We start from the raw sequence: 23,107 nt of genomic DNA on the forward strand, positions 1-23,107 counted from the left end.
CACGGCGCGCGAAGAAAGGGTGAGCAGGATGGCATATCCAAAGTACGAGCCCAAGAAGTTCCGCTCGTTTGACGTGGAGTTGGACGGCATCTCGAAGAAGACCATGGAGGAGCACTACAAGCTCTATCAGGGCTATGTCAACAAGGCCAACGAGATTCACGAGAAACTCGCGGCCCTCGACAAGGACCCGGCCAAGGCCAACCCGACCTTCTCCGAGATCCGCGAGCTCAAGGTCGAGCTGACGCGGGCCGTGGGCGGTGTGAAGAACCACGAGATCTACTTCTCTCACCTGGGTGGCGGAGGCGGGAAGCCGTCGGGCAAGTTGCTCGGCCTGATCGAGCGGGACTTCGGCAGCGTCGAGAACTGGCAGCGCGATCTGAAGGCCACCGCGATCGCGGCCCGGGGCTGGGCCTGGACGGCGTTTGACTGGGACACGATGCGGCTGTTCAACTACATAGGGGACGAGCAGAACACCTTCCCGGTCTGGAACGCGACGGTCGTGGTCGCGCTGGACGTCTTCGAGCACGCGTACTACCTGGACTACCAGACCGCGAAGGCGGCGTACGTGGACGCGTTCTTCCGCAACCTGGACTGGGCGGCCGTGGCGGATCAGGCGAAGTTCGTGCTGAACGTGATCCAGTAAACCTAGGACACCCCGGCCGCCGTCACACGGTTGGCACAGAGGGGGCGGGCGTGGACGCTGAGGACCGGCAACTGCTCCGTGCTTTCACGCGCGGGGAGGAGAGCGCCTTTACGGCGCTCGTGATCAAGTACCGGGAGAGCGTCTACCGCGTGGCGCGCCGCATGCTCGGGAACCACGAGGACGCCGCGGATGTGGCCCAGGAGGTGTTCATCCGCGCGCACCGGGCGCTGCCGCGATTCGACGGCCGGTCGCAGCTCTACACCTGGCTGTACCGCATTACGGTCAACCTCTGCCTGGATCTTCGCGGCCGGTCATCCAGGCTGCCTCTGCTGGATGACGAGGACGGCGCGCGCGACCGCAGCGGCATCCCGGCCGCGGAAGATGAGGCCGAGGGCAGGGAGGCCGGACGGCTGGTGGCGCGGGCCGTTGCCCAACTCCCGCCGCGCCAGCGCGCGATGACCGTCCTGCGGCTCTACCAGGATCTGCCCTACCAGGAGATCGCCCGCATCATGGGCTGCTCGGAAGGCACGGTGAAGGCAACGATGTTCGCGGCGCTGCGCAAGTTGCGCCGCGTGCTGGTCGAGGAGGGCGTCCGAGCGCCATGACCGACCGCTGCGTGGAGGTGCTGGAGCGCCTGGTCGAGGGTGTGACCGGCACGGTGCCTCCGGATGAGCGCGCCGCCGTCGCCGGCCATCTCGCCTCGTGCGCCCGCTGCCGCGACGAGGCAGCCTCGCTGGAAGCCGTTGCCGCGCGCCTGCATGCTGGGGCCAGGTTTGTGGCGCCGCCGGGCTTCTGGGAGGAGTTCATGCGGCGGCTTGCCGACCGGATCGAGGAGGAGAGGGCGCCGGCAGGCGCCCGCCTCCGCCGGTGGCTGGCCTCCCCGCGGCATGCGCTGGGCACGGCCGTGGTCACAGCGGTCACGGTGCTGGCGGTCTTCGCGGCGGTCCGGACCATACCGCCCCCGTCCGATCCCGTCGTGATTCGCGCACGCGGGCTGGTGACCGCAACGATGACCTCAAGCCTTCCCTCGCTGGGAGAGATGCTCGATGTCTGGCGCGCCGGGCTGGTTCACGAGACCGACTCGGTCGTGGACAGAGGGGCGAGGTAGGGGGAGTGGTCGCCGTGCGCCGCCTGGCACCTGCACTCCTGGTGGTGGTGATGGCGCTGGCTCTGCCCGCGGTGGGGCAGGAGCCGCGGCAGCGGGGAGAGCGGATCATCGAGGCGATCTTCATCTGGCGCCTGGTGGACGAGCTCGACCTCACGGAGGGGCAGATCATCCGAATACTGCCCCGGCTGAAGGCCCTCAAGACCATCCGGATCGAAATGGGCCGACGGGTGCCCGTGCTGCGGCGGGAGATCCGCCAGCTTTCCGTGCAACAGCCCCGTGACGAGGAGGCCATCCGGGTCAAGGTCGCCGAGCTCAACCTGCTGCGCGCCGAGATGGAGTCGGGCAGGCGGCGCCAGCTGCAGATGATCGCCGCGGTGCTTACCCCTGAACAGCAGGCCAAATTTGCGCTGATTCAGGAGACCTTTGAGATGGACACCCTTCGCCTGCTGGAAGAGATGCGCCGCATCGCCGAAGAGCAGTCGCCCCCCCGCCGCTGATCCCCGCGCGGCGCTAGGTCTCGTTCACATCCAGCGGTTGGAAGCCGGCGATGCCAAGCTACCTGGATCGCCGCACAGGGATGCGGCATGGCATCAACTGCACGAGTCACTCCTTCCGCCACTCGTTTGCCACATACCTGCGCCCGATGGGTACAGCGCCATCCAGACGCCGTCGAGCAGTGGCCTGTCAACGTCTTGCACGCGCGACTCGCCCGCATCTATGAAGACGGCCGGGTCGACGAAACGGAGCGACAGGATCTCGCGGAACTCCTTACCGCGTTGGTCGGCGGACAAGCCGGCATCATCGTTGGCGAGGATGCAGCAACGGATCTGCCTATCGACCAGCCTCCCCCACCGTTGATTTGGCGCGGCTCGGTCTTTGTGTTCACCGGCAAGTTCGCGTTCGGTCCCCGAGCAGAATGCGAACGGCAAGTCATGCGTCTTGGTGGTATGTGCGAGTCGAGTGTAACGAGACGGACCAACTACCTGGTCATCGGAACCTTCGGAAGTCGCGATTGGGTCCACACTTCGTTCGGTCGCAAGATCGAGAAAGCCGTCGAGTACCGCAACGCCGGGCAGCCGCTGGCCATAGTGAATGAAGATCACTGGGCTGCCGCACTCACGTAACCCAACGGTCTAACCACGGCTTGCACCCGACGGCGCTCGCTGCGATCGTGAAGCGCCGCGGGTGAAGCCGATCGTTAGCCATATCTGGCTTCGGGTCTCCTCATGGCGTAGAATATCCGAGAGGTGCCGACATGATGAAGTTCACGGCAGTCTACATCAAGGTTCCTGAGGGTTACATCGCCTTCGTGGAAGAGCTACCGGGCGCTAACACGCAGGGCTCGACCCTTGAGGAGGCCAGAGAGAACCTGAAGGAGGCAGTAGAGCTCGTCCTGGAGGCGAATCGGGTCTTGACGGAGGAGAGCCTTGAAGGTCAGGAGGTTATCAAGGAGCCCCTCCCGACCGCATGAAGCGGCGAGAACTCATCGGGCACATCGAGAGGCACGGGTGTGAGTTCCTTCGTGAGGGGGCGAAGCACACCGTGTACGTGAACCGCAAGGTCCGCAAGAGCTCCACGATTCCCCGTCACCGCGAGATAAACGAGGACCTGGCCAGGAAGATCTGCCGCGATCTGGAGGTTCCCAATCCCTGAATGGCTAACATGGCCCTGCACCTGCCGATCGTCTCTGGTGCTCGCAGGTGAGGGCCAAGCCGTTAGGCCGCGGCTTCCGTTTCTACTTCTTCTCGCGAGAAGAGCGGCGGCTGCACGTGCATGCTCAGGGTGCGCGGGGCGAGGCCAAGTTCTGGCTCGACCCGGAGATCGAATTGGCGGAGGACTACGGTCTCGGCCCACAAGCGGTGCCGCGAGCGTTACGATTGATCAAGGAGCACGAAGATGAGATCCGGGCGGCGTGGCACAAGCACTTTGGTCGCTGAGGTGGCCAACGTCTCGGCGAATGGCTTCTGGCTCCTCGTGGACGAGCGGGAGTTGTTCGTGCCATTCGAGCAGTTCCCCTGGTTCCGCGCGGCCACTATCGGGCAGCTTCTGAATGTCCAACGGCCCCACAATAACCACCTCTACTGGCCTGATCTCGATGTGGATCTCGCAGTGGACTCAATCGAACATCCAGAGCGCTACCCCCTCGTCAGCAAGGCACGGCCTAACATCGCGCCTCAGCGGCCGGGCCGTACGTCAAGTCCCGTGCGTTCGCGGGCAACGCGCCAAGCGGCGAGCCGCTGAGCGATGCGTTCGGCGTCATGAGCTGGGAGCCGCGGGCCTGTGGCGCCTGGCAGAAGCGCTTCCGCTAGTCTAGGAGTCCTCGATGAGTGTGCGAGTTGTCCGCCTCGGAACCCAGCGGATTCCGGGAGAGGGAACAAGAATCGGAACCGTCCGTCGGCCTCCCCGCGGTGTGCCGAAGGCACTGTTCTCGAGGCGGAACTGGTACGACGTCTGGTTCCCGAACCTAGCTCCAAACGTGGAGACCATGAAGCTTGGGCAAGAAGCAGCGTCACCAGCGCAATGGGCGGCGTTCACAGGGAAGTACAGGACCGAAATGGCTGCGCCCGAGGCGAAGCGCGACCTGGAACTCCTGGCCGTGCTATCCCACACGACAAACTTCTCTGTGGGCTGCTACTGCGAGGACGAGAGCCGCTGCCACCGTTTGGTTCTGAAGCAACTCCTCATCGAGAACGGAGCAAGTGTCGAGTAATCAGCGTGATGGACCTGGTCGGAATCCTCAAGCGCCCTGAGAGTGGGCGCTAGGTCTCGTTCACACCCAGCGGTCGGAAGCCGGCTATGTCCAGGATCGAGCCCGTCCGGTCCTCCGAGGGCCTGAAGGCGGCTTCCACACGCAGGCCGATCTTCGCATCGGATGCGGCCACGCCGCCCAGTCGGTGGTACATTACGGTATCGGCGCCGTCCAATCGCACCAGCGCCATCAACACAGGAGGGTCGAGCAGGGTTCCGTCCAGGGCCAGGTACGCCACTGTTACTGCCTCGATGGTGCCCGATGGCCCCACCTCAATCCAATCCGTCAGCTCGTCAAAGCACCGCTCACAGAACAGCCTTCCAGGCACGTAGGTCAAGCTGCACCGTCCGCAGCGGGTCCCGAGGATGCGGGCTTCGTCCTTCATTGCGCGGAAGAAACGCTCGCCTGCCGGGCCGTAGGTGTAGCGGCTGGTTACGGGCATGCTCCCATACCAGGCCTGGAGGTCGTCCGCGTGCAGAGTGGGATCAAGCGGCATGGCTATCCTCTCCTGTGCGGCTTGAAGTACCGAATGTCGGTGATGGCGCCCTGGCGTGCGCGCGCGGGCTTCCACACCGCCCGGACCCGCATGCCGATGTGCACCCGGTCCGGGGCGATCCCGCCCAGCAGGTGCATGATGCCCGCGGGCGGCGACGTGCCGTCCAGGTCAATCACCGCCGGGATCAGCGGCTCGGCAATCCGCTTCACGTCCCACGTGACGTAGCACAGCGAGAAGGTGTTCACGATTCCGACATCCGCCAGGGGCACGAAGGCGTCCATCGGAGCAAAGCACTGCTCGCAGAACGCGCGCGGCGGCACGACCGTGCGGTCGCAGCGCGCGCACCGCACCCCCAGTATCACGCCGGCCTTCAGACCATCGAGGTACAGGCCGATGGCCAGGCCCGCGTCCCAGGTGTAGTCGGCCCGGAGCCGGTCGTGGACGGAGAGCACGCGCCCCTGCTCGATCTGTTCCTCGCTGAGGGTGGTGCCCGGGTAGGACGCGATCCGCTGGGTCATCTCCTCACCCCTCGCTCACGCGGGCCGCTGCGTGCCCAGTATCGTTACTGTCCCCACCTGCATCAGGTCGCCCCATGCCTGGGCCAGGCCGCGCTCGGGCGTCCCCGGCACCTGGCGCGCCCCTGCCTCGCCGCGCAACTGCCAGAACAGCTCCGCGACCTTCATCAGGCCGGCCGCGGCTATTGGATTGCCTACCCCGAGCAGGCCGCCGGACGGGCAGACCGGCATGGCGCCCCCTCGCCCGGTCACACCCTGCGCGGTCAACTCAGGCGCCTTGCCGCGGTCGGCCAGGAGCAGCCCTTCCAGGTGGTGCAGCTCCTTGTAGTCGAACGGGTCGTAGGGCTCGACGATGTGGATCTCCTTCCGGGGCTCCCGCACGCCGGCCATCTCGTACGCCATGCGCGCGGCCCGCTCGACGTACTCCGGGTAGGCCAGATCGCGGTTTGTCCAGTAGGCGGTGTCGAGGTTCCAGCCCACGCCCTGCACCCAGACCGGCCGGTCGGTGATCCGCTCTGCCACGCCTTCGGCGGCCATGACGATGGCGACCGCGCCGTCGCTTACCGGGCTTACGTCCAGGCGCTGCACCGGCCAGGCCAGCACCTCGGAGTTCAATACGTCTTCAACCGTTATGCTGGCTTCGCCGAGCATCGCGCACGGGTGGTCGGCGGCGTTGCGCTTGTTCTTCACCGCGACCTGCGCGATGTCGCGCTTGGAGATACCGTAGGTCTGCATGTAGCGGTTCATCTCCAGGGCGAAGATCCACAGCAGGTTAGGTTCCAGCGGGCGCTCGGTGGTGTGGTCGAAGATGGTCAGGAACGCGGCCTGGGCGTGCGGGTGGAAACTCGACATCTTCTCCTCGGCGACCACCAGCACCACGTCGAACAGGCCGCTGGCGACGTGGTACCAGCCGTGCGGCCCAAGGAACACCCCGGTTCCGCCCCCGACGTACGAGCGCATCACCGGCTTACCCCAGGCGCCACTACCGTCGGAGAGGTACTCGCCCTTCATGTGCACGCCGTCGAAGGCGTCGGGCGCGCTGCCGATGCAGACGCCGCCGACGTCTTTCAGCGTGAGCCCGCAGGAGTCCAGGGCCATCCGGGCGGCGTGCCAGGCCAGTTCTTTCGGCGTCTCCATGGCCCGCCGCACGAACCGGGTCATTCCGGCGCCCACCACGGCGACGCGTCGCATGCTCATGATTCCCTCCCGCCCAACTGGTTGCTCAGCACCGCCACGGCGCCGCTGGTCGTGGGCACCCCGCGCCAGGACTGAGCGAGCCCTGTGTAGACGTCGCCGAGCTGTCGGGATCCTGCCTGCCCCCGCAGCTGCAGCACCACTTCCAAGACGCGCGCCAGCCCGGAGGCCTCCAGCAGGTGGCCGACTCCCAGGCTCCCGCCGGATACGTTGATCGGCAGGCATCCGTCCGGGGCGGTCGCGCCTTCCACGGTCAGCGGTCCGGCCCTCCCCAGGGAGCAGAGCCCCAGCGCCTCCAGGTGCTGGAGTTCCTTGTACGCGTAGGTGTCATCCACCTCGGCGAACTGGATCTCCTCCGCCGGATTGCCGATGCCGGCCATCTTGTACGCCATCGCCGCCGCCTGCTCCGCATACACCGCCCTGGCCCAGCTCCGGCTCTCCAGCGAGGGGCTGTCGTTGGCCCAGCCGATTCCGCGTATCCATGCAGGACGGGGAGAGAGGCGCCCGGCTGTCTCCGCGTCTGCCAGGACGAGGACGATCGCGCCGTCGGCGTGGTCGCTGATCTCCAGCCGCGCAAGCGGCGAGGCGACCGCCTCGGAGACAAGCACGTCCTCGGTCCGGAGGTCGGCCCCGAACGCCGCGGCAGGGTTGCGCAACGCGTTGCGCCGGTTCTTCACCACGACCGCCGCGCACTGCTCGCGCGTCGTCCCGGACTCGTGCATGTAGCGGCAGGCCTCCAGCCCGGCCACGGCGAGCGGGTTGGCCCGCAGCGGCCTGTTGAGGATCGGGTCCATCGCGTAGGCTGTGATGTGCGGGAGGGTGAGGATGTTGCTGGCTTTGCTGTGCCCTTCTACAACGACGACCCGGAACCGGCCGGTGAGGATCTGCATCGCCGCGGCGGCCAGCCCGTGCAGGCCGTCGCCGGTGATTGTGTGCACGGGTCGCTGCGCCCCGCCGATCTGGTCGGGCACGTACTCATCGAAGATGCTGGTACCCTCGTGGAAGTCCTCGGAGACGGTCACGAAGCTGTCCACGTCGCGCCGTGGGTCCACTCCGGCATCGGCGTAGGCACGGACCGCTGCTTCGTAGATCAACTCCTTATACGACACATCAGGGGTAACCGGTCGGAAGCCCGACCAGCCTACGCCGATGATGGCGACGGGGTGCATCATGGAAACCTCCTGGCGGACTTGGGGCGGGGGCTCACTCTATGTGGCTTCTTCGCCGGCGCCGCGGTACCTTCCGTCTGGGAAGTCGGCCCGGGCCCCGGCCCCCCTCTGTAACCGGCAGGGATAGGATCCGCGTACCAAACGCAGGCACTCTTGCAAATAGTGACACCATACGCAAGAACAGACTCGTGCGGTGGGGTTACTCCCCCCCGCTGAACTCTGATACCATAGCCCCGTGAGTTCCTCCCGCGACGATGTGGTCGTCACCGGCCTGGGGGCCGTCACCCCCGTGGGCCTATCCGCGCCCGAGACATGGCAGGCCCTGTGTGCAGGCCGGTCCGGCGTAGGTCGCATTACGCAGTTCGACGCCTCCGCATTGCCTGTGCAGATAGCAGCCGAGGTGCGCGGGTTCGATCCCACGCGGTGCGGAGACGGCAAGATGGCCGGCCGCCTGGAACGGTTCGCGCAGTTCGCGATGGCGGCCGCTACCGAGGCGCTCGCGGACGCGGGCCTGAACCCAGGCGAGGCCGAGGCGGACCGGATCGGCGTGGTGATGAACACGGGCGGCGGCGGGGTGGGCCTGGTGGAGCGGGAGAAGGCCGTGATGGACGCACGCGGTCCGCGCCGCGTTAGCCCGTTGTTCGTCCCGATGATGATGTCCAACATCGCCGCCTGCCAGATCTCGATCTCGCTGGGGTTTGGCGGTCCTGTCCTCACCTCGACGGCCGCGTGCGCCGCGGGTGTGCTAGCGGTGGTGGACGCGGTCCGGCTGATCCGGAATGGCGAGGCGGACGTCATCATCGCCGGCGGGTGCGAGTCGGCGCTGACTCCGCTCTCGTTCGCCGCGATGTCGAACATGCGGGCCCTTTCCAGGCGCAACGACGAGCCCGAACGGGCCAGCAGGCCCTTCGACCTGGACCGCGACGGGTTCGTCTTCGGGGAGGGAGCGGTCGCGCTGGTGCTGGAGCGTCGGGACCACGCGGAGGCCCGCGGGGCGCGGATCTACGCCGCCGTGCTGGGGGGTGCCGTTACCGCCGACGCCTACCACGTGGCCGCGCCCGATCCCGATGGCAGAGGGGCGGCGCGGGCGATGATGCGCGCTCTGCAGCAATCCGGGCTTTCCCCCGATGAAGTGGACTACATCTGCGCCCATGCCACAGCCACCGAGGTTGGCGACGTGGCCGAGGCCCGCGCGATCCGGCAGGCGCTGGGGTACCGCGCGGACCGCGTCGCGGTCAGCGCCCCGAAGTCCATGGTAGGACACCTCATGGGCGCGGCCGGCGCCCTGGGCGCGCTGGTCGCGGTCAAGGCAATCCACGAAGGCGTTGTACCTCCCACCATCAACCTCGAACGGCAGGATCCGGAGTGCGACCTGGACTGCGTGCCGAACGTGGCCCGGCGCATGGAGGTAGGGGTCGCCATGGCCAACGGATTCGGCTTCGGCGGCCAGAACATCGTAGCGCTCTTCGGCCGGGCCTGATCCCCGTTGACGGACAGCCCGCAGGTCCATTAGAATATCAGTATACGCTGATATAGAGGTGGGCCCCTAATGCCTGCCGCATTGACCGCCCTGGCGCTCAAGGGAAAGCTCTTCCGCGGGTTCGCCGATCCCTCACGGCTGGCCATCCTGGAGGCACTGCGCGGCGGTCCTCAGTGCGTGTCGGAGATCGCGCGCGGCGCCGGGCTGAGCCAGCCCAACGCCTCGATGCACCTGGCATGCCTTGAAGGATGCGGGCTCGTGACCCGGCGGCGGCAGGGGCAGTTCGTCAAGTACGCCATCGCAGATCCCATCGTCCTCGACCTGCTGCGCGGCTCCGAACGCCTGCTGGAGCGGGTCGGCGAACAGGTCTTCCGCTGCACCCGCTACGAAGGACGCCGGTAGTGGCCGCGGCCACGGAGCGTTGCGATCTCCCTATCGCCGGCATGGACTGCGCTGACTGCGCCGCTCGGATCGAGCGTGCGCTGGGCCGGGTCGCAGGGGTCGAAAGCGCGCACGTCTCGTTGGGCACCGGCCGCGCCACGGTCGTATTCGACCCCTTGAAGGCGTCAAAGGCGCATCTGGCGCAGGCTGTGGAGGCGCTGGGCTACAGTGTGCCGGGCTCCAGTGCTCCAGGCCTACGCGCTTCCCTCCGGGCCCGTCAAGAAGCCGCGCCCCGGCTCTTCGGGATCGCCTCCGGGCTTTTCGTGGTGGCGGTCGCCGGCGTCGTCCTGATCGGACTGGCCGTCGAGCGCCTGGGGCTGATCGAGGCGGCGTCCCGTCTGGTTCCTGCGCCGGTCGCGCTTGCCGCGGTGCTGGTAGGCGGCCTTCCGGTCTTCCGCAAGGTCTTCCTGGCAGTCCGCGCCCGAAGCGTAACCCCTCACGCCCTGATGACGCTGGGCATCGCAGGAGCCCTGATCATCGGAGAGTACGGTGCGGCCGCGGTCATCGTCTTCTTCATGCGCTTCGCCGACTTCCTCGACGCCTACACCGCGGGCCGCGCCCGGCAGGCGATCCAGGAACTGGTGGCGCAGCAGCCCCTCGAGGCTCGGATCATCCGCGACGGCATCGAGATTGACGTGCCCGCCTCCGAGGTCGGCGCCGGTGAGATCGTCCTGGTCAAACCGGGCGAGCGGATCCCGGTTGACGGCACGATTATCTCCGGGCGGGCCTCGATCAACCAGGCCCCGATCACCGGCGAGGCCATGCCAGTAGAGAGGACCGAGGGACAGGCCGTGCTCGCCGCCACGATCAGTCTGGATGGCGCGCTCCGGATCCGCGCCGAGCACGTGGGCGCCGACAGCACCTTTGGCCGCATCGTGCGGCTGGTGGAAGAAGCCGAAGCCCACAAGAGTGGTGCGCAGCGTCTGGCCGACCGCGTCACCGCGTACTACATCCCGGTCGTGACTGTGGCGGCCGCGGCAGCATGGCTGATCGGCGGCTCGGCAAGCGCCGGGGTGGCCGTGCTCGTCGTCTCGTGTTCGTGCGGGATAGCGCTGGCGACCCCGGTCGCGGTGGTCGCGGCTGTCGGAAGCGCCGCCCGGCGAGGCATCCTCGTCAAGGGCGGGACCGCGCTGGAGGGCCTGGCGCGGGCGGAGATCCTGCTGCTGGACAAGACCGGGACCCTGACCGTGGGCAGGCCGCAGGTGACCCGCGTCCGTCCAGATGGAAGCCGCACCACCGCCGAGGTGCTGGCAGTCGCCGCCATCGCCGAGCGCTACTCCGAACACCCAGCGGCCGCGGCGGTGATGGCCGCGGCCCCACAGGCCGGCGGAGGAGAGGACGCGGCGCAGATCGAGGTAGCTCCTGGCCGCGGCGTGATCGTGCGCGAGCACGGCCGGCAGGTCGTGGTTGGGAGCCAGCGACTGTTCGCCGAGCGCGATCTTCCCCTGCCCGAGCGGCTGACCGACGAGGCGGCGGCGCTGGAGGCCGCCGGCCAGACGGTGCTGTTCGTCGCCGATGATGGCTGCACCGTCGGTCTCATTGCCATCGCCGACGCGCCCAGACCCGAGGTGCCCGAAGCGCTCCGGGCGCTGCGTACTCTAGGTCTGGAGCGCATCACCATGCTCACCGGCGACAACGCGCGCGCCGCCAGGGCGATCGCGGACGCTCTGGGGGTGGACCACCGGGCAGAGATGCTTCCGGAGGACAAGATCGCCGTAGTGCAGGCCTTTCAGGCCGAAGGCCGGGTGGTCGCCATGGTCGGTGACGGCATCAACGACGCCCCGGCCCTTGCCCAGGCCGACGTTGGCATCGCCATGGGCGCCACCGGGACATCGGCGGCGCTGGAGGCCGCCGATGTCGCCATCATGCGGGATGACTGGCGCCTGGTGCCGGACGCGGTACGAATCGGTCGGGAGGCGTTCGGCGTCATTCGCCAGAACCTGTACGGCACCGTTGCCTACAACTTGACGGGCATTGTGCTGGCGGCCGTCGGCCTGCTGCCTCCGGTGCTGGCCGCGGCTGCGCAGGTGATTCCCGACTTCCTGATACTGTTGAACTCGGGGCGGCTGCTGCGGTCCGGAGGGCGTGGGTGATGCGCGGTCATCGCGCAAGGAGATCCCGAAGGCCGCACCAGAAGGACCCTATTGACAGAGGCGCGCCACCTGGGTCACTCTTAGAGGGCAATGTCATCTAGACGTCTAGTGCGGCCTGCGATCAACCCCCACTCCCGCGTTCCCAAGTACCTTCAGCTCAAAGCAGAGTTCATGCGCGAGATTCAGGAGGGACGCTGGACTGAGGGTGCACGGTTCGCGTCTGATCAAGAGCTGACCTCGCAGCTTGGGGTAAGCAGGATGACGGTGCGACAGGCCGTCGCCGAACTGGTCAACGACGGCTTCCTCCGCCGCGATCACGGGAAGGGCACCTTCGTCACGCGGCCCCGCGCCCTCCGGCGGTTCTGGACGGTGATCTCCTTCACCGAGGAGATGAGGTCCCGGGGGCTGGAGGTCCAGAACAGGCTGCTCGGCGTCCGGCGCGTGATCCCATCCGGCCGTATCCAGAAGGCGCTGCGCCTGCGGCCGGGGGAGCGCGTGCTGCAGATCCGGCGCATCCGCGCTGTGCACGGCCAGCCCATCGCCTACAACGTTTCCAACATTCCGGTGTCCCGCTGCCCCGATCTGGACCGTTGCAACCTCGAGGAAGACTCGCTCTACCTCATCATCCAGAACCGGTACGGCTATCGGATAACGCGCGGCGACCGGGCCTACCGCGCCGCCAAACCCAGCCGGGCAGAGGCCGCGCTACTGGGGGTTGCGCCGGGCGACCAGGTGCTGGTCGTGGAAGGCACGACGTTCGTGGACCGGGAGATCCCGATAGACTACTGCTACGAGGTCTACCGTGAATAGGCCGCTGCGGATCGGCGTGATAGGCGAGCAGGACGCCACTCCGGCGCTTGTTGCCGCGGCCGAGGAAGTCGGCAGGGAGGTCGCCCGCAGGGGGGGCGTGGTTGTCTGCGGCGGGATGGGAGGGGTGATGGCCGGCGCGGCGCGGGGTGCGGCCCGCGAGGGTGGCGTCGTTATCGGCATCCTCCCTGGGTCAACCGCCGACGGAGGCAGCCCCCACGTGACCATACCCATCATCACGGGCATGGGCGAGGGGCGCAACGTCCTGATCGCGCGTACGGCGGAGGCGGTGATCGCGATCGGCGGCGCCTTCGGAACGCTTTCGGAGATCGCATACGCGCTCAAGATGGGAGTCCCGGTGGTGGGTTATCAGACATGGGTGCTCCAGCGGGCCGGGCTGCAGGCCGATCCCATCTGGCGCGTGGACAGACCCATTGAGGCAGTGGCACTTGCCTGGGAGGCGGCCGTCGAGCGCCGGCGCGCGCTGGAGGGCATCGTGTCTCACGAAGCACGTTCCCCAACGGGGAGGAGGGAAGAACCATGAGAAGGCTGGTTGCAGTCCTGGTGGTGCTGGTGGCCGTCGCGGCCACAGGCCCGACAGGGTACGGGCAGTCTCGTGTGACGCTGCAGGTGGCCATCGCCGCGGACGTCAACGTCGTCGAGGTTCACCGGAACTTCCTGGGCGTGGCGTTCAGCAAGAACCATCCGACGGTGGGTTTCAACGTTGTGGGCACCGGCACCGGCGAGGCGGCCAGCCGGGCGATCTATGCCAAACTCAAGGCGCAGGCCGATGCCGGGCGCCGGAACTGGGACATTGACGTGGCGCTGGTCTCGATGCGCTACGCCGCACAGATGGCGAGGGAGAACCTGCTGCACCGGTTCACCTCCGATCTCCAGTTCGCGCCCTACGTCGTGGGCCCAGACACGGTACGGGCGTTCGGGGTGGACATCAAGGGCTACGTGGTCCCCATGTTCCGCAACCAGATCGCCATAGCCTACAACCCGCACTTCGTGAGCAAGCCGCCCCGGACGTTCGCAGAACTCGAGACCTGGGTGAGGGCCAACCCCCGGCGGTTCGGCTACAACGGAATACGCGGCGGTGTCTCCGGGATCGGTTTCACCATGGGGTGGGTGTTCTACAAGACCGGGCAGTACGATCTGTTCGTCCAGGGACCCTACGACAAGGCCCATGAGGGGATGATCCGCTCGTCCGTCGAGCAGCTCCGGGAGTTCAACCGGAACGTCACGGTCACCTCGGGCAATGCCGGCACACTGGACGCCTTGAACCGCGGCGAGATATGGATGGGCGCGGTGTGGGTGGACCAGCTCGTGGCCTGGAAGAACGAGGGGCGCATGAACCCGGAGATTACGCCGGTGCTGATCGGGCCCGGCCTGCCCATCTACCCGCTCTACCTGACGGTACCGCGCGAGGCGGCCAACCGCGACTGGGCCGCGCGGTACATTGACCTGGTTGCCAACCCGCACATCCAGGCGAAGGTCATCGTGGAGCAGTTCGGCTGGTATCCGGGGATTGATCCCAACCGGGTGATGCCGCTGGTGTCGGACAAGGCCAAGGCACTGCTGTTCCGAGGCGTGACCGCTGAGGACCTGGCCCGCTATTCGAGGCAAATGCCGCTGGCCGAGTACTACGACTTCATCCTGCTGGCCTACGAGGAGATCGTCCGCTAGGTGAGCGCGGCTCGTCCGGTAGAGCAGGTCCTGTGGTGGCTGGCGGCGATACCGGCCACCATGGTGATCATCGTTGGCTTTGGGCTTCCGCTGGTGCAGTCGCTGGTCGCGTCGTTCACGCGCGACGGCGTCCTGACGCTGGCGAACTACGAGCTGGTCTACCGGCTGTACAGGCAGGACGTCGTCTACACGGTCATGGTGGCCGCTGCGGGACTGGTGCTGACCTTCGGGATCGGCATCCCCCTCAGCGGCTACCTGCGGCTGCGCCACTCGCAGACCGCGGAGTTCCTGCTGAAGGTCCCGCTCTTCGTGCCGTTCGTGGTCGTCGGGCACGCGATGCGCATCTTTCTGGCACCGCGGGGCACGTTGCCTTCCTTGCTGCACGCGCTGGGGCTGGTATCACCAGACACGACCCTGGCAATCAGCGAAGGATGGATTGGGCTTCCGATAGCACTGGCGTGGAAGCACCTGGCCCTGGTGGTCCTGCTGCTGATGGGCGCGTTCCGGGGGGTGGGCGAGGAGTACCTGGAGGCCGCGCGGGGCTTCGGCGCTGGGACGTTCCGGCAGATCTGGGCGGTGCTAGTTCCCATGGCGGCACCGTCAATCGGGCTGGCCGCGGTGCTATCGCTTACGTCGATGCTGGCCTCGTTCTCGATCCCCCTGATGATGACGAAGGGGTCCGGGCCGCAGATGTTGATGATTGATCTGTACCACCGCTACGGGCTGCACGGCGACTTCGGTACGGCCAGCGCTATCGGTGTCGTGTCCTACCTCCTGGCCGCGGGCGCGGCCTACTACTACCTGAAGGGCGTCATGCGACAGTGAACGCGACCGGGCTGCGTGCGCCCAACCTGCGAGACCGGCCCAGGGGACTGCTGGCGCTGGCCCTGAGGGCGGCGCTCGTGGCCGTGCTCCTGGGAGCCATTGTCGGGCCGCTGGCAGGGCTGGTGCTGTGGTCGGTTGCCGAGCGCTGGCACTGGCCGGCGCTGTTGCCCCAGCAGGTCGGACTGAAGTATTGGGCCCGCATCACCCAGGGAGATCTGCTGGCCGCCCTCACCCGCGGCGTGGCGATAGCATCGGTGACCACCGTGGCGGCTCTGGTAACCGCAATCCCGGTCTCCTACGGGGCCGCCAGGGCGCGCCTGCCGCTGGGCCCGGTGTTGCTCATGCTGTTCCTTCTGCCCCAGGCCTTTCCGCAGTTGCCGGTTTTCGCCAGCGCCGCGGTGCTGTTCTACCGCTGGAACCTGGCGGGCACGTATGCAGGCGTCGTGCTGATCCACCTGGTCGGCGGGCTGGTCTACGCCGTTTGGACAATGACCGCCGTCTTCCGCGCGATAGGGGAGGACATTGAGGAGGCGGCCATAAATCTCGGCGCCTCGGTTACGCGGACGTTCTTCCGGATCTCGCTGCCGCTGGCGCTGCCGGGCGTGGTGGCCAGTTCGATCCTGGTCTTCATATACTCGCTGGATGAGTTCACCGGAACCCTGCTGGTGGGCGCACCGTACGTCACTACGCTGCCCGTCTACATGTACACAGCGAGCCTGGGATATGAACTCCAGATTGCCTCGGTCACCGCGCTCGTCCTGATGGTGCCCGGGGTGCTCCTCCTGGTGCTCATGGAACGCTTCCTGCGGGCCGAATACCTGGCGTTCTTTGGGCGCCTGTGAGCGCGCCCGGAGTGTGATCTGGTCGGAGGGTGACATAGAACGATGCACGTTCGCGTCGAAGACCTAACCAAGCGGTACGGACAGGTCACCGCGCTGGACGGCGTGAGCCAGACCTTCCCGTCGGGCGCCCTGACCGCGGTGGTCGGCCCCTCGGGGTGCGGCAAGACCACGCTACTGCGCTGCCTGGCCGGATTCGTGGCCCCGGACCGCGGCCGGCTCTGGATGGGTGATCGGGACGTTACGCACACGCAGCCCCAATCGCGCGACGCGGCCATGGTCTTTCAGAGCTATGCCCTTTGGCCCCACATGACGGTCTTTGAGAACCTGGCCTTTGCCCTGCGACTGCGCAAGGTCTCCCGCGGCGATGTCGGGCGGAGGGTGCGTGAGGCGCTGGACCTGGTAGAACTCGACCGCGTGCCCGGGATAGAGGATCGGAGGCCCCGCCAGCTCTCGGGCGGGCAGCAGCAGCGCGTGGCCCTTGCCCGGGCCATCGTCGTGCGGCCGCAGGTGCTGTTGCTGGACGAACCGCTCAGCAACCTGGACGCGAAAATCCGCCACCGCGTGCGCGTCGAGATCCGGGCGCTTCAGCGCCGGACAGGCATCACCGCCATCTACGTCACCCACGACCAGGAAGAGGCGATGAGCATCGCGGACATGGTCGTGGTCATGGAGGGCGGGCGCGTTGCGCAGGCAGGCCGTCCCGAAGAGGTGTATGCGCGACCCAAGAGCCCATTTGTGGCGGAGTTCCTGGGCTCCACGAACGTGCTTGCGGCGGTGATGGATCCCGATGGCCGGATCCTGCCATCCGCGGCCGGCTCGCTCATCTTCCGCGCGGAGGACATTCAACTGGCATCGCCGCGGGAACCGGCGCCCGCGGGCTCGGCCTGGGTGGATGGTGAGATTGTGGATGTGCTCTTCCTGGGGGCGGGATACCGCGCGTACGTGCGGGTGGGCGAAGAGGTGATAATGGCGGATAACCGCACCCCGATGCCGCGCGGAGCCGTGCGCGCGGTGATTCGCCTGGAGAAGGTGTTCGCGTTCGGTAGGGACTAGAACAGGCCCCACCCGGGTACACGGACCCATGGGACCGCATACCCACGGGGCCACATACCATGGGTAGGGCGTTCTGCGGCGCGCCAGGCGTGGCCTTGGCCGACTTCGGAATCACTGCCGCGTCGCGTGCGTTCTATCTATTGTGTATTGTTCTGGGCTAACGGTCGGGCGCATGGAAGGCAGGGGGTTCAAACGGTGAGCGGAAGTCGTGGAGAGCGGGCCTACTCGCTCATAGAGCTTGTGGTCGTGTTATCCTTGGTGGGCATCCTGCTCTCGCTGGCCGTTCATAGCATTCGCCTGGCCGCCGCCCGCGAGGAGATTGACGGGTGGGTCCGCGGCGTCGCGGCCGACCTCAGCTCCGGGCAGCAGGACGCGATCACCCGGCGGGCTAGCGTGCGGGCGACGTTCATGGATCAAACGTACACGATCGCCGTGGACGGCGGTGCGATCCTCCGGCAGGAGATCCTGCCCGGGCACATCACGTTTGGGTCCCCGCAGCAGCAGGTGGTCTTCGACCGCAGGGGCGTACCTTCGGCACCGCTGACGCTGACGGTAAGCAGCATCTCCACAGGGCGGTCATACACCATTCAGGTGGCAGGCGGCACAGGCAGGGTGAGCTACAGTGAGCAGTAGGAGGAACCGGGGCGGCTTCACCCTCATAGAGGTGGTCGTTGCCGTGGCCGTTCTGGGAGTGATGGCCACCACCGTGCTGGGAGGGGTTCTCTTCAGCCTGACCCAGTCGCGCAGGGCCCAAATTCGGGCACAGGCCGCGGCCTGGGTGCAGTCGGAGCTGGACTTCCTGCGGGTCCAGGGCTACGGGATTCCGGTCACGACGGCGCCGCGCCGGTTCCCGGACACCACTCAGCCCAACGAAGGGTACATTGACTACGCGAATCTGCTTGAGCCCCGCGTTCCGGCCGGGTTCTATCAGGCCGAAGTAGAGGTGACCCCGGTCTCCGGCATACCGCTCAAGCGGCTTGTGGTGCGGCTGTATCAGACGCCGACCTCGCAGCCATACACAATCCTGGTGACCTATGTGTCGAACTTCACCTACCAGTAGGGCCCCGACCAGGATGCCGGCGCAGGGGCAGGGGCCGGCGGGCGTACTCCGGGGTCAGGCCGGGACCACCCTGGTCGAGATGCTGGTTGCCATCCTCGTGATGGCTATTGTGATCGGGACGATGTCGGTGCTGGTGGGCGCAGCGGTGCGCGGCAAGATGATCGTCGCCGTGCGTACCGCCGATACCGAGTCGGCGCGGCAGACCCTGGAGTGGATGTCCGAACGGCTGCGCAACGCCGGCCTGAACGTCTATCCAAACGCCCAGGTGGAGCTGCGCTGCAGGGACATGGTGGTGGCGGAGGACTCCGGCCTTCGCCCCCGGTCGGGAAGCGTCCATGTGAGCGGCGAGATCTTGAACTCGGACCTCGTCGCGGGCAACGAGGTCATCACTCTGGGCTACCGCCTCGAGAACGGCGTGGTCGTAGAGGAGATGGCTCCGTGCTCCGTGGCCTGGAACTCCTCCACCGTCTCCTCGTCCGCGGTCTCTAACCCGCGCATCCCTGTGACCTCGCTGGTGTTCAGGTACTTCGCGCGCACGGGCGATCTGATTCCCGTCCCCTCTGGCGGGCAGATCACCGACCCGGAGCAGGTCCGCGGCATCCGGCTCATCGAGGTCACGCTGACCGTCCAGGGAGAAGAAGGCACGTCCGGCGCGCAGACACAGACCTTCACGCGCCTGGTCATGTTGCGCAATCCCCGGCCCGACGTGAACAACTGGATAAGCCCATCGGAGACGAATCCGCCATGAAAACCGCAAGCAGCATCGAGCGGGGCGCGGCCCTGCTCTCCACGATCCTCGTACTCACCTCGTACTCACGCTGATCATGATAGTTACCGCTGCCGTGATGATCGTGGTCAGGTCCGACCTGGCGGCGGGAATCCGCCAGCAGCAGGCCGTGCAGGTCTTCAACGTGGCCGAGGCCGGCCTTCACTACGCCATCGCCCGCATGCAGGCCCTCGGCCCGGCTTCCGCCACCTACACCGGCGAGGCCGCGGCTGTGCCCATCAGCACCGACGGAACCGCTGGCGGGGCAGTAGGCTTCGCCGCGATCACCGTCAGGTGTCTGGACACCACGATCCCTACCGGCACCGGCTGCACCCAGAACTCCGCCTACCGGCGGATTCGGTCCGAGGGCCGTCTCTCCACCCCGGGTCCCACGCGTGTGGTAAGCGCGATAGTTGAGGGCACGACCTCTTCCACCAGCAACTACGCCATCTGTGCCTACGACGGTGTCAACCTCGATCAGGGCGTGAGGATCTACGGCGACGTGGGCAGCAACGGCAACATCACCCTGGCCCGGGGAGGCACACCGTCAAAGGTCTGTGACTCCAACGCCGGCGGCGCCTGTCCGGCACCGGTGCCGGCCCCGGCGCAGGGTTACTCCGGGAGCGTCTACGCGGCGGGCTCGATTACCTGCGGCGGCGGCGCCTGCACCTCGGCGCAGATCGAAGGGACCCTTGCGCCCAACCAACCGGCAGGGTCGGTCTGCCCGGCCGTGACGCTTGCCCCTCCTTCGTCGGCGGGTGCCAGCCCCCTCACTGTGGCCGCGGGTACCACCGTAACGCTCGATCCGTCGGTGAACTACGGCGACGTGACCCTGGCCTCATCCGGTACCAGTGTCTGCCCGGCCGACGTATCCCAGCGCGCTACGCTGATCATAGACTCCGGCACTGATCCCAGCGCCACCGTCACGGTGCGTATGCGCCGGCTCTGGGTCGGCAAGTGCGCCCGCCTGGTGATCACCGGATCAGGAAGGGTGGCGCTCTGGCTGCTGGAGCCCGAATCCAACCCTGCCAGCGCGGCCAGGCAGGCGCTCAAGGCAGAGCAGTTGTCCGTCTTCGGATCTACCACAACCGGAGCGACCCCCTCTGCAATCACCGGCGACCGGTTCACGATCAACGTCCTGTCCAACAAGCCGAATGGAGACGCGGGCGACTGTCTGGCCGGGGATGCCACGTGCGGCGCCGTGCACTTCAACCAATCCGGGCTGATCTCCGGGACCTTCATCGTGCCGGGCGGCGGCTTCGAGCTGGACCAGGCGCAGCTCACCAACGGCGCCATCCTCTCGTATCAGATGCAGTTCGACCAGAATACCGACTTCTACTGGGATCCGGCATCGAGGATCGGCGGAGGGGGCCTTGCCAACTTCGACCGGCTGAAGACCTGGAAAGATCAATAGGGGTTGGTGCGGAAGGGGAGATTTGAACTCCCACGAGCTTTTGGCCCACAGGCTCCTGAGGCCTGCGCGTCTGCCAATTCCGCCACTTCCGCACGCATCTAGTGCAAAATCCAAAATCAAGGATAGCCAGCCAACCGCGGTGCTGTCAAGGACGCGGCAGGTGCCGCTCTATGCCGCTGGACAAGCAGGCGGCGCTGGTGCTATTGCAGGGTCGAGGGGCGAGAGATGAGCGCGTTAGGCACGCTCTACCTTGTGGCGACGCCGATCGGCAACCTGGAGGACATTACGGGCCGCGCGGTGCGCGTGCTGCGCGAGGCCAGCGTGGTCGCGTGCGAGGACACGCGTCACACGCGCGGCCTGCTGGCCCACCTGGGGATCCGGACGCCGACGCTCAGTCTCCACGAGCACAACGAGCGCGCCCGCATCCCGCAGATCCTGGGCCTGCTGCGCGAGGGCAGGAGCGTGGCCGTGGTGTCCGATGCCGGCACGCCCGCGATCTCCGACCCAGGTACTCGGTTGGTGGCCGCGGCTGTGCAGGGCGGGTTCGAGGTAGTGCCGGTCCCAGGCGCGAGCGCCGTGACCGCGGTCGTGCCCCTGGCCGACTTCCGGGCGGATCGGTTCGCCTTCATAGGATTCCTCCCGGCCAAGGCCGGCGAGCGGCGGCGCGTCCTTGCCGCGCTGGCCCAGTTGCCGATGGCCCTTGTGCTGTTTGAGGGCCCGCACCGCGTGCGCGACACGCTGGCCGACATCGAGTCGGTATTGGGCCCGCGCCGGGTGGTGCTGGCGCGCGAGCTTACCAAGGTGCACGAGGAGGTCCTGCGCGGCACCGCGGCCGAGGTGCGCGCGGCATTGAGCGCGGCGCCCAGGGGCGAGGTTACGCTGCTGGTTGAGGGCGCGGATGAGGGTTCGGTTGCGGGCGCGGGCGAGGCCGTGATCGCGGCCGGATCTTCGCCGTCCGGCGGCCGGGCACAGGAGCGCGCGTCCCCCAAGGAGTTCGCGGCGCGCCTTGTGGCGCAGGGGCTCTCCCGGCGTGACGCTGCCAAGGCGCTCGCCGAGGCGTACGGCCTGCCATCGCGCGACGCCTACAAGATCGCCAGCGGGGTAGTGTGAGATGCCCGTCTGGCCTGCGCCGGGAGACGTCGTGGTGGTGCACAGCGCCGCCAGCGAGTTCGAGGCCATCGCGATCCGCGATCTGCTCGAGGCCGTCGGCGTGCACGCGATGATCCGCTCGCGCGTGGTTCCCGGCTACGGGGTGCCGACGATGGCCGGCGACCAGGCCGGCATCGTGGCGGAGATCATCGTGCGCCCCGAGCAGAAGGACGACGCCCGCGCGCTGATTGCCGACTACCTGGCCGCACTCGAGGAGGAGGACGCTCCGCCGTGACCCGCCGTTCCGAATGGTGGCAGGACGTGTTCAACCGGCGGGCGTTCTTCGCTCTCTACCAGAAGGCCGACCTGGACCGCGCCGCAAAACAGGTAGATCAGGCGCTCTCCCTGCTTGACCTCCGCCCGCCCGCGCGCGTGCTGGACGTCTGCTGCGGCTACGGCCGCCACAGCGTGGAGCTGGCCCGAAGGGGGTTCGCGGTCGCCGGCGTGGACATCTCCGAGGCCCAGGTGGCGCAGGCGCACCACCATGCCGCCTCTGCCGGCGTCGGCCCTGCGTTCGTGGTGGGCGATGCGCGGGCGCTCCCGCTAGGGGCCGGTTTCGATGCCGCGATCAACATGTTCCTTTCGTTTGGCTACTTCGCGACCGATGCCGAGAGCCAGGCGATGCTGGACGGCGTGGCGCGGGTGCTGCGCCGCGGCGGCCGCCTGCTCATTGACTTCTGGAACCACGAGCACGAGATCCGCAACTTCCAGCCGGTAGTGCTGGACCGGCGCGACGACGAGATCCTGGAGATCGAGGACTGGACTTTCGAGCCGCTGGCAGGCCGGTTGAGCTGGGTCAACACCGTGATCTATCCCGACGGCCGCCGCGAGGCATGGACGCAGTCCATCCGGGCCTTCACGGTCGCGGAGGTGAGGAAGATGCTCGGCGCGGCCGGATTCGCGCTGGTGGCCCTCTACGGCAGTCTTGCAGGTGAGCCCTACACGATGGACTCGGAGGCGGCGGTCTTCGTGGCCGAGAGGCGTTGAGCCGCCTGGCGGGCTGCCCTGTCATGGACCACAGGCAGGCGGCCGGATCCTCTACCGCCACGCGGTCGTGAACGCCGCGATGAAGAACGTGGAGAGGCCCAGAACCACGATACCCAGCACGATGCCGGTGACGGCCTCATCGAGACCGCCCACTCCACGGGTCTTGAGAACCCGGTACAGCCCCAGGATCCCCAGCGTGATTGCCCCGAGGGCCAGGATGCAGTTGATGCCCGGCAGCCAGCAGACGCGCAGGGCGATCAGGCCCAGCGCGAAGCTCAGCCCGGCTGCGCGGGGCAGGATCCCGCTCTTCTGCGCTGCTTGCGGCGGACCCGTGGTCTGGTGCTGCATGGCACCCACCTCCGCTTCTAGTCTAGGAGCAGGATGTGGAGGCCGCATCGGGCATATGTCCAGGCGCAGGCGGTCCTCCTCCTATGATGCTGTGAGGCGGTGTCTAGTTCGGGGCTGGAAAGCGACCTACAAGAACCCCAGCATTTGACACTCTCAAACGGCCGGGCCTAGAATCAGACCTACGCCTGGCGGACCGGGGGTCTGTCGCGGCTTCCGAGAAGGGTGTGGCCGATGGAGAAGTTCTACATCACGACGCCGATATACTATGTGAACGACGTG

General features: G+C 67.3%; 31 protein-coding genes and 1 tRNA gene. 26 read left to right on the top strand and 6 right to left on the bottom strand.

The features are described 5' to 3' along the window. Nucleotides 1-28: 28 nt before the first annotated feature. The 10 genes from FJX73_10195 to FJX73_10240 all read left to right on the top strand — a co-directional run bounded on the left by FJX73_10195 (nt 29) and on the right by FJX73_10240 (nt 4,461). A complete protein-coding gene (locus FJX73_10195; GenBank protein ID MBM3471141.1) occupies nt 29-643 on the top strand; it encodes a superoxide dismutase in 615 nt (204 codons plus the stop codon). Next, the gene (locus tag FJX73_10200; protein ID MBM3471142.1) at nt 592-1,248 is read left to right on the top strand and encodes a sigma-70 family RNA polymerase sigma factor; all 657 of its coding nucleotides are present in this window, start codon (nt 592-594) and stop codon (nt 1,246-1,248) included. The genes FJX73_10195 and FJX73_10200 overlap by 52 nt, the downstream gene beginning before the upstream one ends. Then, the gene (locus FJX73_10205) at nt 1,245-1,751 is read left to right on the top strand and encodes a hypothetical protein (GenBank protein MBM3471143.1); all 507 of its coding nucleotides are present in this window, start codon (nt 1,245-1,247) and stop codon (nt 1,749-1,751) included. The genes FJX73_10200 and FJX73_10205 overlap by 4 nt, the downstream gene beginning before the upstream one ends. Before the next feature lie 14 nt (nt 1,752-1,765). Beyond that, a complete protein-coding gene (locus tag FJX73_10210; protein MBM3471144.1) occupies nt 1,766-2,248 on the top strand; it encodes a hypothetical protein in 483 nt (160 codons plus the stop codon). An 87-nt stretch (nt 2,249-2,335) separates the two neighbouring features. Further along, nucleotides 2,336-2,875 carry an NAD-dependent DNA ligase gene (locus tag FJX73_10215; GenBank protein ID MBM3471145.1) on the top strand — a complete coding sequence of 180 codons (540 nt, stop codon included), beginning with the start codon at nt 2,336-2,338 and terminating at the stop codon, nt 2,873-2,875. 134 nt (nt 2,876-3,009) lie between these two features. Continuing rightward, nucleotides 3,010-3,222: a type II toxin-antitoxin system HicB family antitoxin gene (locus FJX73_10220; GenBank protein MBM3471146.1), complete on the top strand. Its 213-nt coding sequence runs from the start codon at nt 3,010-3,012 to the stop codon at nt 3,220-3,222. Continuing rightward, nucleotides 3,219-3,404: a type II toxin-antitoxin system HicA family toxin gene (locus FJX73_10225; protein ID MBM3471147.1), complete on the top strand. Its 186-nt coding sequence runs from the start codon at nt 3,219-3,221 to the stop codon at nt 3,402-3,404. Before FJX73_10220 ends, FJX73_10225 begins: the two co-directional genes overlap by 4 nt. A gap of 47 nt (nt 3,405-3,451) precedes the next feature. Next, nucleotides 3,452-3,688 (top strand): DUF4160 domain-containing protein, encoded by a 237-nt coding sequence (locus FJX73_10230; protein ID MBM3471148.1) that lies wholly within the window; start codon nt 3,452-3,454, stop codon nt 3,686-3,688. Continuing rightward, nucleotides 3,648-3,992: a DUF2442 domain-containing protein gene (locus FJX73_10235; GenBank protein ID MBM3471149.1), complete on the top strand. Its 345-nt coding sequence runs from the start codon at nt 3,648-3,650 to the stop codon at nt 3,990-3,992. Before FJX73_10230 ends, FJX73_10235 begins: the two co-directional genes overlap by 41 nt. A gap of 82 nt (nt 3,993-4,074) precedes the next feature. Then, nucleotides 4,075-4,461 (top strand): DUF488 family protein, encoded by a 387-nt coding sequence (locus FJX73_10240; protein ID MBM3471150.1) that lies wholly within the window; start codon nt 4,075-4,077, stop codon nt 4,459-4,461. Nucleotides 4,462-4,510: 49 nt separating this feature from the next. On the opposite strand, the gene FJX73_10245 is transcribed toward FJX73_10240, so the two are convergent. Genes FJX73_10245 through FJX73_10260 form a run of 4 tightly spaced genes read right to left on the bottom strand, consistent with a single transcriptional unit; the run spans nt 4,511 to nt 7,874 of the window. Then, nucleotides 4,511-4,996 carry a Zn-ribbon domain-containing OB-fold protein gene (locus FJX73_10245; GenBank protein ID MBM3471151.1) on the bottom strand — a complete coding sequence of 162 codons (486 nt, stop codon included), beginning with the start codon at nt 4,994-4,996 and terminating at the stop codon, nt 4,511-4,513. A gap of 2 nt (nt 4,997-4,998) precedes the next feature. Beyond that, nucleotides 4,999-5,514 (bottom strand): Zn-ribbon domain-containing OB-fold protein, encoded by a 516-nt coding sequence (locus tag FJX73_10250; GenBank protein ID MBM3471152.1) that lies wholly within the window; start codon nt 5,512-5,514, stop codon nt 4,999-5,001. A 15-nt stretch (nt 5,515-5,529) separates the two neighbouring features. Further along, complete coding sequence (locus FJX73_10255; protein ID MBM3471153.1) at nt 5,530-6,708, bottom strand: thiolase domain-containing protein; 1,179 nt, start codon at nt 6,706-6,708, stop codon at nt 5,530-5,532. Then, nucleotides 6,705-7,874 (bottom strand): acetyl-CoA acetyltransferase, encoded by a 1,170-nt coding sequence (locus FJX73_10260; GenBank protein ID MBM3471154.1) that lies wholly within the window; start codon nt 7,872-7,874, stop codon nt 6,705-6,707. Before FJX73_10260 ends, FJX73_10255 begins: the two co-directional genes overlap by 4 nt. Nucleotides 7,875-8,130: 256 nt before the next feature. On the opposite strand from FJX73_10260, the gene fabF reads away from it, so the two are divergent. The 13 genes from fabF to FJX73_10325 all read left to right on the top strand — a co-directional run bounded on the left by fabF (nt 8,131) and on the right by FJX73_10325 (nt 20,344). Then, nucleotides 8,131-9,354 (top strand): beta-ketoacyl-ACP synthase II, encoded by a 1,224-nt coding sequence (gene fabF / locus FJX73_10265; GenBank protein ID MBM3471155.1) that lies wholly within the window; start codon nt 8,131-8,133, stop codon nt 9,352-9,354. Between the two features lie 69 nt (nt 9,355-9,423). Next, the gene (locus tag FJX73_10270; GenBank protein ID MBM3471156.1) at nt 9,424-9,756 is read left to right on the top strand and encodes a winged helix-turn-helix transcriptional regulator; all 333 of its coding nucleotides are present in this window, start codon (nt 9,424-9,426) and stop codon (nt 9,754-9,756) included. Between the two features lie 41 nt (nt 9,757-9,797). Further along, complete coding sequence (locus FJX73_10275) at nt 9,798-11,888, top strand: cation-translocating P-type ATPase (protein MBM3471157.1); 2,091 nt, start codon at nt 9,798-9,800, stop codon at nt 11,886-11,888. Nucleotides 11,889-11,978: 90 nt separating this feature from the next. Next, nucleotides 11,979-12,698, top strand: a complete 720-nt coding sequence (locus FJX73_10280) for a GntR family transcriptional regulator (GenBank protein MBM3471158.1) — start codon at nt 11,979-11,981, stop codon at nt 12,696-12,698. A gap of 4 nt (nt 12,699-12,702) precedes the next feature. Continuing rightward, nucleotides 12,703-13,239, top strand: a complete 537-nt coding sequence (locus FJX73_10285; protein MBM3471159.1) for a TIGR00725 family protein — start codon at nt 12,703-12,705, stop codon at nt 13,237-13,239. Continuing rightward, nucleotides 13,236-14,384, top strand: a complete 1,149-nt coding sequence (locus FJX73_10290) for an extracellular solute-binding protein (GenBank protein ID MBM3471160.1) — start codon at nt 13,236-13,238, stop codon at nt 14,382-14,384. The genes FJX73_10285 and FJX73_10290 overlap by 4 nt, the downstream gene beginning before the upstream one ends. After that, nucleotides 14,385-15,209: a sugar ABC transporter permease gene (locus FJX73_10295; protein MBM3471161.1), complete on the top strand. Its 825-nt coding sequence runs from the start codon at nt 14,385-14,387 to the stop codon at nt 15,207-15,209. 47 nt (nt 15,210-15,256) lie between these two features. Next, a complete protein-coding gene (locus FJX73_10300) occupies nt 15,257-16,051 on the top strand; it encodes an ABC transporter permease subunit (protein ID MBM3471162.1) in 795 nt (264 codons plus the stop codon). Nucleotides 16,052-16,093: 42 nt separating this feature from the next. Further along, complete coding sequence (locus FJX73_10305) at nt 16,094-17,104, top strand: ABC transporter ATP-binding protein (protein MBM3471163.1); 1,011 nt, start codon at nt 16,094-16,096, stop codon at nt 17,102-17,104. A 195-nt stretch (nt 17,105-17,299) separates the two neighbouring features. Beyond that, nucleotides 17,300-17,737 carry a prepilin-type N-terminal cleavage/methylation domain-containing protein gene (locus FJX73_10310; GenBank protein MBM3471164.1) on the top strand — a complete coding sequence of 146 codons (438 nt, stop codon included), beginning with the start codon at nt 17,300-17,302 and terminating at the stop codon, nt 17,735-17,737. Then, nucleotides 17,727-18,164, top strand: coding sequence for a prepilin-type N-terminal cleavage/methylation domain-containing protein (locus tag FJX73_10315; protein ID MBM3471165.1), 438 nt, complete (start codon nt 17,727-17,729; stop codon nt 18,162-18,164). The genes FJX73_10310 and FJX73_10315 overlap by 11 nt, the downstream gene beginning before the upstream one ends. Nucleotides 18,165-18,177: 13 nt before the next feature. Then, nucleotides 18,178-18,912 (top strand): hypothetical protein, encoded by a 735-nt coding sequence (locus FJX73_10320; protein ID MBM3471166.1) that lies wholly within the window; start codon nt 18,178-18,180, stop codon nt 18,910-18,912. 76 nt (nt 18,913-18,988) lie between these two features. Next, nucleotides 18,989-20,344, top strand: coding sequence for a hypothetical protein (locus FJX73_10325; GenBank protein MBM3471167.1), 1,356 nt, complete (start codon nt 18,989-18,991; stop codon nt 20,342-20,344). Between the two features lie 4 nt (nt 20,345-20,348). Here the strand turns inward: FJX73_10325 and FJX73_10330 are convergent. After that, nucleotides 20,349-20,436: transfer RNA gene (locus FJX73_10330), tRNA-Leu, on the bottom strand. Nucleotides 20,437-20,569: 133 nt separating this feature from the next. Between FJX73_10330 and rsmI the strand changes: the two genes are divergently transcribed. Genes rsmI through FJX73_10345 form a run of 3 tightly spaced genes read left to right on the top strand, consistent with a single transcriptional unit; the run spans nt 20,570 to nt 22,480 of the window. Then, on the top strand, nt 20,570-21,454 hold the full coding sequence (gene rsmI / locus FJX73_10335; GenBank protein MBM3471168.1) for a 16S rRNA (cytidine(1402)-2'-O)-methyltransferase: 885 nt from the start codon (nt 20,570-20,572) through the stop codon (nt 21,452-21,454). 1 nt (nt 21,455) lies between these two features. Then, the gene (locus FJX73_10340) at nt 21,456-21,728 is read left to right on the top strand and encodes a hypothetical protein (protein ID MBM3471169.1); all 273 of its coding nucleotides are present in this window, start codon (nt 21,456-21,458) and stop codon (nt 21,726-21,728) included. After that, a complete protein-coding gene (locus FJX73_10345; GenBank protein ID MBM3471170.1) occupies nt 21,725-22,480 on the top strand; it encodes a class I SAM-dependent methyltransferase in 756 nt (251 codons plus the stop codon). The genes FJX73_10340 and FJX73_10345 overlap by 4 nt, the downstream gene beginning before the upstream one ends. Nucleotides 22,481-22,531: 51 nt before the next feature. On the opposite strand, the gene FJX73_10350 is transcribed toward FJX73_10345, so the two are convergent. After that, on the bottom strand, nt 22,532-22,828 hold the full coding sequence (locus FJX73_10350) for a hypothetical protein (GenBank protein ID MBM3471171.1): 297 nt from the start codon (nt 22,826-22,828) through the stop codon (nt 22,532-22,534). Between the last annotated feature and the right edge of the window lie 279 nt (nt 22,829-23,107).

The organism is Armatimonadota bacterium (assembly GCA_016869025.1).
Classification (GTDB): domain Bacteria; phylum Sysuimicrobiota; class Sysuimicrobiia; order Sysuimicrobiales; family Humicultoraceae; genus VGFA01.

What these genes read in the sequence shown, in the direction of transcription:
- FJX73_10195 (MBM3471141.1), top strand. Translation starts at nt 29, where the DNA reads ATGGCATATCCAAAGTACGAGCCCAAGAAGTTCCGCTCGTTTGACGTG.
- FJX73_10205 (MBM3471143.1), top strand. Translation starts at nt 1,245, where the DNA reads ATGACCGACCGCTGCGTGGAGGTGCTGGAGCGCCTGGTCGAGGGTGTG.
- FJX73_10215 (MBM3471145.1), top strand. Translation starts at nt 2,336, where the DNA reads ATGGCATCAACTGCACGAGTCACTCCTTCCGCCACTCGTTTGCCACAT.
- FJX73_10220 (MBM3471146.1), top strand. Translation starts at nt 3,010, where the DNA reads ATGAAGTTCACGGCAGTCTACATCAAGGTTCCTGAGGGTTACATCGCC.
- FJX73_10225 (MBM3471147.1), top strand. Translation starts at nt 3,219, where the DNA reads ATGAAGCGGCGAGAACTCATCGGGCACATCGAGAGGCACGGGTGTGAG.
- FJX73_10235 (MBM3471149.1), top strand. Translation starts at nt 3,648, where the DNA reads ATGAGATCCGGGCGGCGTGGCACAAGCACTTTGGTCGCTGAGGTGGCC.
- FJX73_10240 (MBM3471150.1), top strand. Translation starts at nt 4,075, where the DNA reads ATGAGTGTGCGAGTTGTCCGCCTCGGAACCCAGCGGATTCCGGGAGAG.
- FJX73_10245 (MBM3471151.1), bottom strand. Translation starts at nt 4,996, where the DNA reads ATGCCGCTTGATCCCACTCTGCACGCGGACGACCTCCAGGCCTGGTAT.
- FJX73_10250 (MBM3471152.1), bottom strand. Translation starts at nt 5,514, where the DNA reads ATGACCCAGCGGATCGCGTCCTACCCGGGCACCACCCTCAGCGAGGAA.
- FJX73_10255 (MBM3471153.1), bottom strand. Translation starts at nt 6,708, where the DNA reads ATGAGCATGCGACGCGTCGCCGTGGTGGGCGCCGGAATGACCCGGTTC.
- FJX73_10260 (MBM3471154.1), bottom strand. Translation starts at nt 7,874, where the DNA reads ATGCACCCCGTCGCCATCATCGGCGTAGGCTGGTCGGGCTTCCGACCG.
- FJX73_10270 (MBM3471156.1), top strand. Translation starts at nt 9,424, where the DNA reads ATGCCTGCCGCATTGACCGCCCTGGCGCTCAAGGGAAAGCTCTTCCGC.
- FJX73_10275 (MBM3471157.1), top strand. Translation starts at nt 9,798, where the DNA reads ATGGACTGCGCTGACTGCGCCGCTCGGATCGAGCGTGCGCTGGGCCGG.
- FJX73_10280 (MBM3471158.1), top strand. Translation starts at nt 11,979, where the DNA reads ATGTCATCTAGACGTCTAGTGCGGCCTGCGATCAACCCCCACTCCCGC.
- FJX73_10290 (MBM3471160.1), top strand. Translation starts at nt 13,236, where the DNA reads ATGAGAAGGCTGGTTGCAGTCCTGGTGGTGCTGGTGGCCGTCGCGGCC.
- FJX73_10305 (MBM3471163.1), top strand. Translation starts at nt 16,094, where the DNA reads ATGCACGTTCGCGTCGAAGACCTAACCAAGCGGTACGGACAGGTCACC.
- FJX73_10320 (MBM3471166.1), top strand. Translation starts at nt 18,178, where the DNA reads ATGCCGGCGCAGGGGCAGGGGCCGGCGGGCGTACTCCGGGGTCAGGCC.
- FJX73_10325 (MBM3471167.1), top strand. Translation starts at nt 18,989, where the DNA reads ATGATAGTTACCGCTGCCGTGATGATCGTGGTCAGGTCCGACCTGGCG.
- rsmI (MBM3471168.1), top strand. Translation starts at nt 20,570, where the DNA reads ATGAGCGCGTTAGGCACGCTCTACCTTGTGGCGACGCCGATCGGCAAC.
- FJX73_10340 (MBM3471169.1), top strand. Translation starts at nt 21,456, where the DNA reads ATGCCCGTCTGGCCTGCGCCGGGAGACGTCGTGGTGGTGCACAGCGCC.
- FJX73_10350 (MBM3471171.1), bottom strand. Translation starts at nt 22,828, where the DNA reads ATGCAGCACCAGACCACGGGTCCGCCGCAAGCAGCGCAGAAGAGCGGG.